Origin of the sequence: Lysobacter antibioticus (assembly GCF_000731095.1) — a bacterium.
GTDB classification, from domain to species: Bacteria; Pseudomonadota; Gammaproteobacteria; order Xanthomonadales; family Xanthomonadaceae; genus Lysobacter; species Lysobacter antibioticus_B.
The window spans coordinates 112,425-123,512 of the sequence record NZ_JMTZ01000012.1 but is presented as its reverse complement, the minus strand read 5'-3'; the positions used below and the strand labels follow the sequence as shown (position 1 = coordinate 123,512).

Here is an 11,088-nt window from a genome sequence, read left to right as displayed (position 1 = left end):
AATCTCGGCAACGGCAACGGCAACGGCAACGGCAACGGCAACGGCAACGGCAACGGAAACGGAAACGGAAACGGCAAAAGCAACGGCAGCAACCGCAACCGCGCTACGCGCCTCAGTGCTTCTCCACCCGCAACAACTCCACCTCGAACACCAAGGAGGCATCCGGCGGGATCACTCCGCCGCCGGCGCCTTCGCGGCCGTAGCCCATTTCCGGCGGCACCATCAGAATGCGCTTGCCGCCCACGCGCATGCCGGCGACGCCGTCGTCCCAGCCGCGGATCACGCGGCCGGCGCCGAGCAAGAAGTCGAAGGGCTTGCCGCGGTCGAGCGAGCTGTCGAATTTAGTGCCGTGTTTGTCGGCGGCCTTCTCGTCGTACAGCCAGCCGGTGTAGTGGACGATCACGTCCTGGCCGGACTGGGCGACCTCGCCGGTGCCGACGCGTTCGTCGATGGTCTGGAACTGGGCGATGCGGCCGCTGAAGACCTTCGCCGCCGCTTCTTCCTGCGACGCCGGCTTGCGGCAGGCGCTCACGGCGACGGCGGTCGAAACCAGGGCCAAGGCCAGCGGCAAGGCGCGCGCCCAACGGTGCAGGCGCGAGGGGGCCACGTTAGCGGACGAGGAGGATGTGGAACGACCGATGGACACGCGCGACCTCTGAGTTTTCGCCGACAGGACGCCAAGCTTAGCCGCTGTCGGCGAATCCGGTGGGATGCCGTTCGCTCACGCCGAGGGGATGCGCCGTTCGTACTCGGCCTCGACCCGGGTGTGAGTGCGCCAGAAGCCTTGCGGCTGTTCGCCCGAAAGCAGGGCGACCAGGATGCCGAGATGGGTGTGCCAGCCGCCGGCGACGCTGATCATCATGGCGCGATCGGCCAGGCGACTATGGGTCACGACCAGGCGCACGCGCTCGCCTTCTTCGGCGAGTTCGAAGCGCACCTCCGAGGGCGGCACGTCGCTCCAGGTGTAGCTGAGCAGATGCGGCGGGTCGAACGCAGTGATCCGGCCGTGTTCGCGGTGCTCGCCGCCGTACTGGGCGTACTTCGCCGGCGGCGGGTCGTCGTCGCGGGTGAGCCGGTCGTTGTTGAAGACCAGTTCGACCGCACCGCCGAGGCGCAGCTCCATGTCGCCGGCGGCGAGCCAGCGGCGGCGTTTATCGGATTCGGTCAGATAGGCCCAGACCCGATCGATCGGGCCGGGCAGCAGGCGTTCGATGCGCACCGTGTCGGCGGCGGTGACGGTGCCGTAGTCGTCGTGAGTCGGGGACAAGTTCATGGCGGTCTCCTGAGGCCGCGAGCGCGGCCTGGGTGATGCGCGCTCAGGCGCGGGGTTTGCGCCGCGGAGCGGCGGTCTTGTGCTCGGCCGCAGGCGGTTTCGCTCTCGGTTTCGCTTTGGGCGCAGCCCGTTTCGATGCGTCCGGTTGACGCGGGCGGACCTGGGCTTCGTCCTCGGCGTGCAGCAGCGCTTCGAGGCTGTCGAGGCGTTGGTTCCAATAGCGCTCGTAATGACGCAGCCACTCGAAGCCGCCGTGCAGCGGCCCGGCTTCGAGGCGGCAGACATGGGTGCGGCCGAGCACGGTGCGACGGACCAGGCCGGCGCGTTCCAGCGCCTTGATGTGCTTGGAGGCCGCGGCCAGGGTCATGCGATAGGGCTCGGCGAGTTCGCCGACGCTGTGCTCGCGTTCGGCCAGGCGATGCAGCATCGCCCGCCGGGTCGGATCGGCGAGGGCATGAAATACGGCGTCGAGCCGTGCGGAGCGATAGTCAACCATGCGGTTGAATATCCGTTTCGCCGGGGCGATTGTCAACCGATTGGTATAATTTTGGCCTGGGCGCCGACGAGCGGTCAGCCGGCGGCGAGGATCAATGCCCGGCGAACTGCGCCGGCTCCAGGCTGGCGCCGAAGGTGCGCATCGCCTGCGCGGTGGCGGCGTCGGCGGGGAAGAAGGATTCGATCGCCAGCTCCGACAGGGTGACTTCGAGCGGAGTGCCGAACACGGTGATGGTGCTGATGAAGGCGAGGTCGCCGAACTCGCTGCGCACCCGGAACGGCACCGCGACGTGGGCCGAGGCGGTCAGTTCGGTTTCGTCGTAAGGATCGTCGCAGGGGTAGGCGACCAGTTCGTCGTACAGCGTCGACAGGAACGGATCGCGGGTGGTGTCGGCCAGGTGGCGCAGGCGGTGCAGCAAGTGCGCGCGCCATTCGCCGAGATTGATGATGCGCGGCGCCAGGCCTTCGGGGTGCAGGCTCACCCGCAATACGTTCGACGGCCGCGCAAGCAGGAAATCGGGGATACCGGCGAGCAGCGGCGCGACCGCGCGGTTGTGCATGATCAGGTTCCAGTGCCGGTCGACCGCCAGTGCGGGATGTGGCTCGTGCCCGTACAGCACCATCTCGATGGCGGCGTGGGCCTCGCGCAGGGCGGGGTCGTCGAGCGAGCGCTCGGCGTACATCGGCGCGAGACCGGCGGCGGTCATCAACTGGTTCCTTTCGCGCAGGGGCACGTCGAGGCGGTCGGCCAGGCGCAGCAGCAAGGCGCGGCTCGGCAGCGAGCGCCCGGTCTCGATGAAGCTGACGTGGCGGGTCGAGACCTCGGCCATTTCGGCGAGGTCGAACTGGGTCAGGCGGCGACGCTGGCGCCAATTGCGCAGCAGCTCGCCCACGGGGCGGAGATCGTTCATGCGCTCACCATAGCCCGAGGCCTCGGTCGGCGGCATTACCTGGCAGGTAATCGACCCGCAGCCGCCGCGGCGGTGTGATGGCTTCCGAGATCCACACGCCCTTCAACCGCAAGCCTTCAGGAGTCGACCATGGCCATCGCCGTTCAAGCTCGTCCTTCTTCTTTGTTACGTCGTGCGCTGGTCGCCGACGCCGTTATTTCCGGTGCCGTCGGCGCCTTGCAACTCGCCGCGGCCGGACCCCTGTCCGGCTTGCTGGCCATCGAGGCGGGTTGGCTGCAGCGCAGCGGCCTGATCTTGCTCGCCTGGACCGCCTTGCTCGGCTGGATGCTGACCCGCAAGGCGGTCTCGCCGCCGATGGCGTGGACGGTGATCGGGATCAACCTGGCCTGGATCGCAGCCTCGATCCTGGTGCTGGTCGAAGGCGCGATCGCGCCGAACACCCTGGGCATGGCCTACGTACTGGCGCAGGCGGCGGTCGTGGCGATCTTCGCCGAGGTGCAATTCTTCGGCCTGCGCAGGCAGTCGCGTGGCTGAGGGCGGGGCTGCAAACCGACCCGTCGCATCGACGGCTCTCGCTCAGGCGAGGGCCGTCGTCGTTTTGGGCAGCCGGGTCGGGATGGATGGACCGCGAGCCGCCACCGCCGTGGCCTGGACGCGTTAGATTGGGCGTCAGATGAATCGTCGGCCCGGATATTCGGGCGCCGGCCTGCGCGGCCTAGGGGAGAATGCGATGAAACCGATTTTGTGTCTGTTCGCAGCGACGTTGCTGATCGCTGCGCCGCTATCGGCGCAACCCGGGCCGATCCCGGCGATGAGCGCCGAACAAGTCGCCAGCATGCTCGACGGCGGCAACCGACTGGAAAAGCGCATCGACGGCGACCTCAACGGCGACGGCGACATCGACACGGTCTTCGTCGGCCGCGGCGAGGACCAACGCAGCCTGATGGTCTGGCTGGCGTATCGCAGCGAGGTCGATTTCGGCCATCAGCCGGTCGGCACGCTGCAACTCGATCCTTATCCGCTCGGCGATGTCGACCTGTCGATCCGCAAGGGCGTGCTGGTGATCGAAGACCTGACCGGCGGTACCACTGCGACCCAGTCGACCTACCGTTACCGTTACGATTCCAAGGCCGAACGCATGCGCCTGATCGGCCTGGACGCCGAGCGCTACAGCCGCACCAACAGCCACGGCACCGTCAAGCTGAGTTGGAATCTGTTGACCGGCGACCGCATCGTCGAACGCGGCGAAGTCAACGACTCGGGCCAGGGCGATCAGGCCATCGATTACGCGCCGGCTAAGCGCGACAAGCGACCGAGCAAGCCGCTGTACATGGAAACCACGCCGAATCCGGATTCGCTGCTGGAGTCTTTGTAAGACGGCCTGGGAAGGAGTCGCCGTACTTGCCGATCTGCGCCGAACGTCCGCGCGGTCGCAGCGTGGACCCGATCAGGCCTGCGGCGCCCGCCACCGCATCGGCGTCGACGGTATGCCGCCGCGCGCCTGCTCCTCGCCCTGAGCCTCGAAGCCCAGGCGCAGATAGACGCCGACGGAGTGGCGCGAAGCGTTGACGGTAACCTGCGTGGGCCAGGCGTCCTTCAATAAGGGATGCGCGCGCAGACCGGACCAGAGCCGACGCGCGATGCCGCGGCGTTGGAAGCGATCGTCGACGAACAGGTTATAGAGATGCGCCGGCAAGCGCAGCGCGGCCACGCCGACGATGCGGCCTTCGGCTTCGGCGACGAGGTAGGCATGCCCGGCGAGCAGGCGTTCGCGGGTGGCTTCGGCGCCCATCGAGGCGGCCAGGATGGCGCGGCCGTCGGCATCGCAAAGCGGAAAGATCCAGTGCTGCGCCGATGCCAGGACCAGGGCGCTGATGGCTTCGGCGTCCGCCGCCGTGGCGATCCGCAGGCTGACCTCGTCCGTCATCGGCCGCTCACTCGTCGGCGGGCGGCCGATAGGCGACCTCGACGATCGCGTAACGTTGCGGGCCGGCCGGCAGCATCGCCTCGAATTCGTCGTCGATGCGGCGCTTGAGCATGGCCCGCGCCAGCGGCGAGTCGATGCTGATGTGGCCGAGCTTGGCGTCGGTCTCGTCCGGGCCGACGATGCGATAACGCGCCAGTTCGCCGTTGGCGACGTTCTCGACCTCGACCCAGGCGCCGAAGAACACCGAGCGCGGGTCGCTCGGCGTGGTCTCGATGACATGCAGCAGCGGCAGGCGCTTGCTGAGGTAGCGCACGCGCCGGTCGATCTCGCCGAGTTGCTTCTTGCGGTAGATGTATTCGGCGTTTTCCGAGCGATCGCCCTCGGCCGCCGCGGCGGCCAGGGCTTTGACGACTTCCGGGCGGCGCACGCGCCACAGGTCGTCGAGTTCGTGCTTCAGGCGCGCGTGGCCCTCGCGCGTGATCAGCGCGGTGCTGTGTTCGGCAGGAGGTCGCCAGCGGGCCATGGGTGCTCGCTTACTGCGCCGCGCTGACGCGCTTGAGGTTGTAGTTGAGCTGCGAGTCGATCGCCTTGCCTTCCTGGTCGAGCAGGCGGATCTCTTCCTTGGAGACGACTTCGAACAGACGGTCCTGGTCGCTCTTGCTGTTCGGGTCCAGGCGCAGGCGCTTGCCTTCTTCCTCGGCGGTCCAGGTGCCGTCGCCCTTGGCGTTGCCGTCCTTCTTGCCCTGGTAGGTCTCTTCGATGGCGTAGGTGCCGTCGCTCTTGAATTCGACCTTGGTGTCGATGCCGGCGCAATCGGCGCAGGGCAGGGTGCCGCTGAAGCTGCCGGCGAAGGCGGCCACGTCGAAGCCGGTCTTCGGCGCTTCGGCCGGAATCGGTTCGGGCGCGGGGGCTGCCGGTGCGGCTTCGGCGGCCTTGGGCGCATCGGCCGGAGCGGTCGGCGCTTCGGCGGGTTTATTGCATGCGCTCAGGGCGAGCGCGGCGAGGCAGGCGAGAGCGAGCGATTGCTTGGTCATGAGCGACTCCTGGTCGGGATGGTGGAAACGATCGATGAAACCGAGGGCGGGTGCTGCGAGTAGCGAGTGCTGCGAAGAGCAGGGAAACCGGGGCGCGGCCTGCCCGGGCGGCCGCGCAACGCGGTCGCGTCGGGCCGTGCCGAACGGCTAGCGCTTGCCGCCGAAGATGCCGCCGAGCAGGCCGCGCAGGATCTGCCGGCCGATCTGGTTGCCGACCGTACGCGCGGTCTGCTTGGCCATGGTCTCGACCATGCCCTGGCGGCGCTTGGTGCCGAACACCGCGTCCTTGATCGACTGGCCGATGCCGCCTTCCTCCTGGTCGTCCTGCTCGCGGGTCTTGGCGGCGGGGGCGTCGGCCTGCACGGCGGCGGTTTCGGCGCGCTTGGCCAGCATTTCCGCGGCCGATTCGCGGTCGATCGAGTTGTCGTACTTCGGCCCGATCGGGCTGCTCGCACGCAATTGCGCGCGTTCGGCCTCGGTGATCGCGCCCATGCGGCAGCGCGGCGGCGCCACCAGGGTGCGTTCGACCGGCATCGGCACGCCCTTGTCCTGCAGGGTCGAGACCAGCGCCTCGCCGGTGCCGAGCTGGGAGATCACCTCGGCGACCTTGAGCGCCGGATTGGGCACGAAAGTTTCGGCCGCGGTCTTGACCGCCTTCTGGTCGCGCGGGGTGAAGGCGCGCAGCGCGTGCTGCACGCGGTTGCCGAGTTGGCCGAGGATGTTGTCGGGGATGTCGTCGGGAAACTGCGAGCAGAAATACACGCCGACGCCCTTGGAACGGATGATGCGCACGACCTGTTCGACGCGCTGCTGCAGCGCCGGCGGCGCGTCGTCGAACAGCAGGTGGGCCTCGTCGAACACGAACACCAGCTTGGGCCGGTCGAGGTCGCCGACTTCGGGCAGTTGCTCGAACAGCTCCGACAGCAGCCACAGCAGGAAGCTCGAATACAGGCGCGGCTTGAGGATCAGCGAATCGGCGGCAAGGATGTTGATGACGCCACGGCCGTCGCTGGTGGTGCGCATCAGGTCGTTCAGCTCCAGCGCCGGCTCGCCGAAGAAATGCGCGCCGCCCTCCTGTTCCAGGCGCAGCAGCGAGCGCTGGATCGCGCCGACCGACTGGGTGCTGACCAGGCCGTAGCTGGTCGAGATGTCCTTGCGCTCGTCGGCGACCAGGCCGAGCAGGGCGCGCAGGTCTTCCAGATCGAGCAGCAGCAGGCCGCGGTCGTCGGCGAGCTTGAACACGATGTCGAGCACGCCGGACTGGGTGTCGTTGAGTTCGAGGATGCGCGCGAGCAGGGTCGGGCCCATTTCGCTGACGGTGGTGCGCACCGGATGGCCGAGCTTGCCGAACAGGTCCCAGAACACCGCCGGGTTGCCGGCGGGGGCGAAGTCGGCGATGCCGATCTCGCCCAGGCGCGCCTGCAGCTTGTCGTTGAGGGTGCCGGGCATGGCCAGGCCGGCGACGTCGCCCTTCACGTCGGCGAGGAACACCGGCACGCCCTGGCGCGAGAAGCCTTCGGCCAGCGTCATCAGGGTGACGGTCTTGCCGGTGCCGGTGGCGCCGGCGACCAGGCCGTGGCGGTTGCCGAGCTTGGTGTGCAGGAACACCTGGCCGCTGTCGGGGGTGGTCACGGCCTTGCCGATCAGGATGTCGTTCTGGGTTGCGCCGGGGGTCGAAGCCATATCCGCGTCCGTGATCCATGAAGAGAAAGCGAAGGGCCGATTCTAGCGGCAGCGTCGTGAGGTTCGTGAACTGTGATCCGGTCGGGCTCATGCGCCGGCGCGACCGGGGTCGCGATTCGCCGCAGACGGCGCCGGAATGAACCCGGCAAACGCGGAAAAGCCGGCAACGTCGTGTTTTCTTGCCGCGCCCGGACCCCGCCGTTACCCTGGGCCCCCGCAACAAGGACCTGCTGCCCGCCACATGCCTGCTTCCCTCCGCATCCCGGGCGCCCTCGCGCCGTTCGCCGCCGCGCTCGCGCTGTCCTGTCTTTCGCCCGACGCAGCCGCGCTGTCCAAGCGCGACCAGGCCGCCGTCGATGCCCTGACCCAGCGCATGCAGTCCGGCGAGGCCCGCTATCAGTCGGCCCTGGTCAAGATCCGCAACGCCGACCCGGCCGGGCGCCGCGAGAGCGATGCCGCGCTCGAGGACATGGAGGACGTGATCGCGGCCTGCATGAAGCAGAAGGGTTGCCAGCTGACCACGATGCTCGCCGGCTACAAGCGCCTGCTCAAGGCCAACGCCGATGCCTCCGTTGCCGGCGGCGACGAAGAACTCGACGAGGGCGGCACGCTCGACAGTGAAGGGCTCGGCGCCGACGTGCCGGAAGCCGCGCGCGCGGCCGCGCTGCTCAGCGACGACGGCCAGCGCTTCGTCAAGATGGTCCAGTACAACCCCGCGGTGCAGGCCGGCATCCGCCGCTGGCTCACCGACATGCGCGGTTCGCTGATCCAGACCCACGAAAACTATCAGTACATGCGCCAAATGATGTGGCCGCAGTTCGAGCGCGCCGGCCTGCCGGAAGCGCTGCTGTTCGGGATCATGGCCAAGGAGTCCAACGGCAAGGTCCACGTGACCTCGCGCGCCGGCGCCGCCGGTCCCTTGCAGTTCATGTTCGCCACCGGCAAGCGCTTTGGGCTCGGCGACGACGGCAGCGGTTTCGACACCCGCTACGACCCGCGCGCGTCCTCCGAGGCCGCCGCTTCGTATTTGAACGAGCGCCTGGGCCAGCTCAACAACAGCATCGAGATGTCGCTGGCGGCCTACAACGGCGGCGAAGGCCGCGCGCTGCGCATCAACAACGCCAGCGGCGGACGCAATTTCTGGGACGAGTCGGTCTATAACCAGTTCCCGGCCGAGACCCGCGACTACGTGCCGATGGTGATCGCGGCGGCCTGGTTGTACCTGCATCCGCGCGAATACGGCCTGCGTTTCCCGCGCATCGACGCCAAGCCGGCGCCGCTGCGCCTGAGCAAAGCCACTTCGATCTACGAGCTGACCATCTGCCTGGGCAACGGCGGCACCCGCGAGGGCTATATGCGCGCGCTGCGCAACCTCAACCCGCGTTACCAGCCCAGCAGCTATCTCGCGGCCGGCACCAGCCTCAACGCCACGGTCAAGATGGTCGGCCTGTACAACCGCTGGTGCACCCAGGGCAAGCGCGCCGAACTCGCCCATACCCTGGTGATGAGCGATGCCAGCAACGCCATCGTCCGCACCGGCCCGCTCACGGTGTTGCCGTCTTCCGACGGCGCCGTCGACGGCACCTTGCCGACCACCATCGCCGCCGGCGAACTGGCCGGCCTGGCCTCGCCGCAAGCGCCGGCGAAGAAGAAGCCGGCGACGCCGCGCGACTACCGCGTCCAGCGCGGCGAAACCCTGACCGACGTCGCGCAGAAGTTCCAGTGCGACACCAAGCAACTCGCCAAGGCCAACGGCATCAAGGCCCCGCGTTATATGGTCAAGCCGGGCCAGAAGCTCAAACTCAACGGTTGCGGCCCGTAAGCCGGTCGCCGAGCCCGGAGCGAACGCATGGACGCGCCCGCCGACGATGAGCTTGCACCGACCCGGGCGGCGCCCGTCGCCTGGGATTTGTCGCCGCGGTGGCAGAGGTTCTTCTACCGGCTTAATTTCCTGTTCGGCGCAGTTGCGACGTGCGGGATTTCGCTGTTGATCCTGGGGGCCGGGTCTCGGTTCGATATCGGGGTGACGATCAGCCTGTCCATTGCGATGGTGCTGATCGTGCCGGTCGCATTGTTGGTGCATGAAGGCGGTCACTGGCTCGCCGCTCGTTGGGCGGGCATGGCCATCGCGGGCATCGCTTTATGGTCGCTGGAGGCCATGCCGTACGGGCACGGTTTGCGGGTTCGTTGGCGCAAGCGAGACAAGGCCATGGGCGTGGATGGCTATGTCCTGGCTTTTCCGGACCCGAAACGCGATTTGCGCCGCAGTTTGATGATGCACGCGTTAGGCGGGCCGCTCGCGAATCTGCTGGTCGCGGCATTCAGTATTTCGGCTGCGTTCTACCTGGAACGATCGATCGCGAAAACGGCGTGGGAGCTGAGCGCTTTGCTCAATTTTTCCATGTGTGTGGGCAATCTGTTTCCGCGCATGCTCGGCAGCTTTGCAAGCGATGGTTTGCTATGGCTGCGCGCTTCGCGCAACAGCGCTGATCGGATCCCCAGGAGCACGTTCTCGATAATCAGCGGCCGACTATTGCATGGCGAATCGGTCAATGATCTGCCGGTTGAATTGCTGGAGCGCCTGGCTGCGGAACCCGAACCGATGCCGCTGTATCACGATTGGTTGATGTTGAAACGCTCGCTGGATGTCCGCGACCTTGATCGGGTCGCAGAATTCTTCGAAAAAATGCGGACCCGCTTCGGGAGTTACGATCCATCGAAGCAGAAGGCGATGGCGGATCTGATGGCGTTGGCCGAGGCAGAATGGCTTTTTTCCCAGGCTTGGCGCACGGGCAGCCCCGCCGTGCTCGATGCCTTGGATGCGAAGCAGCCCGCGTTCTGGTACACGCCGCATCTGGTGCCGCGCTTGCGCGCCCTGGCCGCGGCCTTACGCGGCGACCGGGACGCTGCTCGTAAACAACTGGCCTTGTCGCGCGGATACGCTGAAGGAGCGGCCGACCCTTCGCTGCGTGCCGAGGAGGCGCGTCTGCGCCGAGAGATCGAAGCCTTGATCGACGCCGGTCCCGGTTCGCTGCATAAGGATCGTGAGACAGTGGCGTCGGCATGAAAAACCGCATCGCAACGACCTCGTCTTCGCATCGAAACCCGTGGCTCGCAGCGATCGCGCTGTCGGCAGCGCTGGCGATCGCCGGCAGTTATCTGGCGCCGTGGCTGCACTATGTATTCAAGCCGCTGACCACGCTGTTGATCGTGGCGATGCTGCTGCGTCGCGGCGGCGAGGGGGAGCCCGAAGTCGACGCAGGTACCGGCTACCGGCGCGCGATCCTGATCGGCCTGCTGTTGTCGACCCTGGGCGACGTGTTCCTGATGTTGCCGGGCGACTGGTTCGTGTTCGGGCTCGGCAGTTTTCTGTGCGCCCATATCGCGTACCTGATCGGCCTGACCCGGCGCGCGCCCTGGTTCGCCGCGGTCTGGCCGTTTCCGGCGTATGCCGCGCTGGCCGCGGCGGTGCTGTCGGTGCTATGGCCGCATCTGCCGGGGGAACTGCGGGTCCCGGTGATCGTCTACGTGGTGGTGCTCGCGGCGATGGCGGCGCAGGCCGCCGCGGCATGGCGCCACCGCGCCTCGCGGGCGACCGCCTTGGCTGCCTTGGGCGGGGCGTTCTTCGTCGCCTCCGACGCGACCCTGGCGATCGACCGCTTCGCCGCGCCGTTCGCGGCCGCCTCGGCCGTGGTGTTGGCGACCTATTGGATCGCGCAGACTCTGATCGCGCTGTCGGTTCGCCGCGGCTGATCGCGCTTTGAT

The 11,088-nt window shown here is 67.7% G+C and carries 12 protein-coding genes and 1 pseudogene; 5 read left to right on the top strand and 8 right to left on the bottom strand.

Going from position 1 to position 11,088, the window contains the following annotated elements; translation table 11 throughout:
* Positions 1 to 112: 112 nt before the first annotated feature.
* The 4 genes and pseudogenes from EX88_RS23510 to EX88_RS0105035 all read right to left on the bottom strand — a co-directional run.
* Positions 113 to 475 (bottom strand): annotated as a pseudogene (locus EX88_RS23510) (FKBP-type peptidyl-prolyl cis-trans isomerase); the annotation flags it as partial.
* 246 nt (positions 476 to 721) lie between these two features.
* The gene (locus EX88_RS0105045) at positions 722 to 1,273 is read right to left on the bottom strand and encodes an SRPBCC family protein (protein ID WP_031370915.1); all 552 of its coding nucleotides are present in this window, start codon (positions 1,271 to 1,273) and stop codon (positions 722 to 724) included.
* A gap of 43 nt (positions 1,274 to 1,316) precedes the next feature.
* Complete coding sequence (locus EX88_RS0105040; protein ID WP_081930634.1) at positions 1,317 to 1,769, bottom strand: ArsR/SmtB family transcription factor; 453 nt, start codon at positions 1,767 to 1,769, stop codon at positions 1,317 to 1,319.
* Positions 1,770 to 1,860: 91 nt separating this feature from the next.
* Complete coding sequence (locus EX88_RS0105035; RefSeq protein WP_031370913.1) at positions 1,861 to 2,679, bottom strand: helix-turn-helix domain-containing protein; 819 nt, start codon at positions 2,677 to 2,679, stop codon at positions 1,861 to 1,863.
* A gap of 129 nt (positions 2,680 to 2,808) precedes the next feature.
* Between EX88_RS0105035 and EX88_RS0105030 the strand changes: the two genes are divergently transcribed.
* Positions 2,809 to 3,213 (top strand): hypothetical protein, encoded by a 405-nt coding sequence (locus EX88_RS0105030; protein WP_031370912.1) that lies wholly within the window; start codon positions 2,809 to 2,811, stop codon positions 3,211 to 3,213.
* Positions 3,214 to 3,409: 196 nt separating this feature from the next.
* Positions 3,410 to 4,054: a hypothetical protein gene (locus EX88_RS0105025; protein ID WP_031370911.1), complete on the top strand. Its 645-nt coding sequence runs from the start codon at positions 3,410 to 3,412 to the stop codon at positions 4,052 to 4,054.
* Positions 4,055 to 4,126: 72 nt separating this feature from the next.
* Here the strand turns inward: EX88_RS0105025 and EX88_RS23505 are convergent, their stop codons facing one another.
* From EX88_RS23505 to EX88_RS0105005, 4 genes are all read right to left on the bottom strand, one after another.
* Positions 4,127 to 4,606, bottom strand: coding sequence for a GNAT family N-acetyltransferase (locus EX88_RS23505; RefSeq protein WP_036148071.1), 480 nt, complete (start codon positions 4,604 to 4,606; stop codon positions 4,127 to 4,129).
* A gap of 7 nt (positions 4,607 to 4,613) precedes the next feature.
* Positions 4,614 to 5,129, bottom strand: a complete 516-nt coding sequence (greB, locus tag EX88_RS0105015; RefSeq protein WP_031370909.1) for a transcription elongation factor GreB — start codon at positions 5,127 to 5,129, stop codon at positions 4,614 to 4,616.
* Positions 5,130 to 5,139: 10 nt separating this feature from the next.
* The gene (locus tag EX88_RS0105010) at positions 5,140 to 5,640 is read right to left on the bottom strand and encodes a copper resistance protein NlpE (RefSeq protein ID WP_081930633.1); all 501 of its coding nucleotides are present in this window, start codon (positions 5,638 to 5,640) and stop codon (positions 5,140 to 5,142) included.
* A 147-nt stretch (positions 5,641 to 5,787) separates the two neighbouring features.
* Positions 5,788 to 7,323, bottom strand: coding sequence for a helicase HerA-like domain-containing protein (locus EX88_RS0105005; RefSeq protein ID WP_036148070.1), 1,536 nt, complete (start codon positions 7,321 to 7,323; stop codon positions 5,788 to 5,790).
* Positions 7,324 to 7,564: 241 nt separating this feature from the next.
* Here EX88_RS0105005 and EX88_RS0105000 point away from each other — a divergent pair, with 241 nt between their 5' ends.
* Genes EX88_RS0105000 through EX88_RS0104990 form a run of 3 tightly spaced genes read left to right on the top strand, consistent with a single transcriptional unit; the run spans position 7,565 to position 11,076 of the window.
* Complete coding sequence (locus EX88_RS0105000; protein ID WP_031370906.1) at positions 7,565 to 9,145, top strand: transglycosylase SLT domain-containing protein; 1,581 nt, start codon at positions 7,565 to 7,567, stop codon at positions 9,143 to 9,145.
* Positions 9,146 to 9,172: 27 nt separating this feature from the next.
* Positions 9,173 to 10,390: a M50 family metallopeptidase gene (locus EX88_RS0104995; RefSeq protein WP_031370905.1), complete on the top strand. Its 1,218-nt coding sequence runs from the start codon at positions 9,173 to 9,175 to the stop codon at positions 10,388 to 10,390.
* Positions 10,387 to 11,076: a lysoplasmalogenase gene (locus EX88_RS0104990; protein WP_051884517.1), complete on the top strand. Its 690-nt coding sequence runs from the start codon at positions 10,387 to 10,389 to the stop codon at positions 11,074 to 11,076. The genes EX88_RS0104995 and EX88_RS0104990 overlap by 4 nt, the downstream gene beginning before the upstream one ends.
* Positions 11,077 to 11,088: the final 12 nt, after the last annotated feature.

Excerpts from the sequence above, each read along its gene's own strand:
- EX88_RS0105025 (WP_031370911.1), top strand. The coding sequence starts at position 3,410 with ATGAAACCGATTTTGTGTCTGTTCGCAGCGACGTTGCTGATCGCTGCG.
- EX88_RS0105040 (WP_081930634.1), bottom strand. The coding sequence starts at position 1,769 with ATGGTTGACTATCGCTCCGCACGGCTCGACGCCGTATTTCATGCCCTC.
- EX88_RS0105005 (WP_036148070.1), bottom strand. The coding sequence starts at position 7,323 with ATGGCTTCGACCCCCGGCGCAACCCAGAACGACATCCTGATCGGCAAG.
- EX88_RS0105035 (WP_031370913.1), bottom strand. The coding sequence starts at position 2,679 with ATGAACGATCTCCGCCCCGTGGGCGAGCTGCTGCGCAATTGGCGCCAG.
- EX88_RS23505 (WP_036148071.1), bottom strand. The coding sequence starts at position 4,606 with ATGACGGACGAGGTCAGCCTGCGGATCGCCACGGCGGCGGACGCCGAA.
- EX88_RS0105010 (WP_081930633.1), bottom strand. The coding sequence starts at position 5,640 with ATGACCAAGCAATCGCTCGCTCTCGCCTGCCTCGCCGCGCTCGCCCTG.
- EX88_RS0104995 (WP_031370905.1), top strand. The coding sequence starts at position 9,173 with ATGGACGCGCCCGCCGACGATGAGCTTGCACCGACCCGGGCGGCGCCC.
- greB (WP_031370909.1), bottom strand. The coding sequence starts at position 5,129 with ATGGCCCGCTGGCGACCTCCTGCCGAACACAGCACCGCGCTGATCACG.
- EX88_RS0104990 (WP_051884517.1), top strand. The coding sequence starts at position 10,387 with ATGAAAAACCGCATCGCAACGACCTCGTCTTCGCATCGAAACCCGTGG.
- EX88_RS0105000 (WP_031370906.1), top strand. The coding sequence starts at position 7,565 with ATGCCTGCTTCCCTCCGCATCCCGGGCGCCCTCGCGCCGTTCGCCGCC.
- EX88_RS0105030 (WP_031370912.1), top strand. The coding sequence starts at position 2,809 with ATGGCCATCGCCGTTCAAGCTCGTCCTTCTTCTTTGTTACGTCGTGCG.
- EX88_RS0105045 (WP_031370915.1), bottom strand. The coding sequence starts at position 1,273 with ATGAACTTGTCCCCGACTCACGACGACTACGGCACCGTCACCGCCGCC.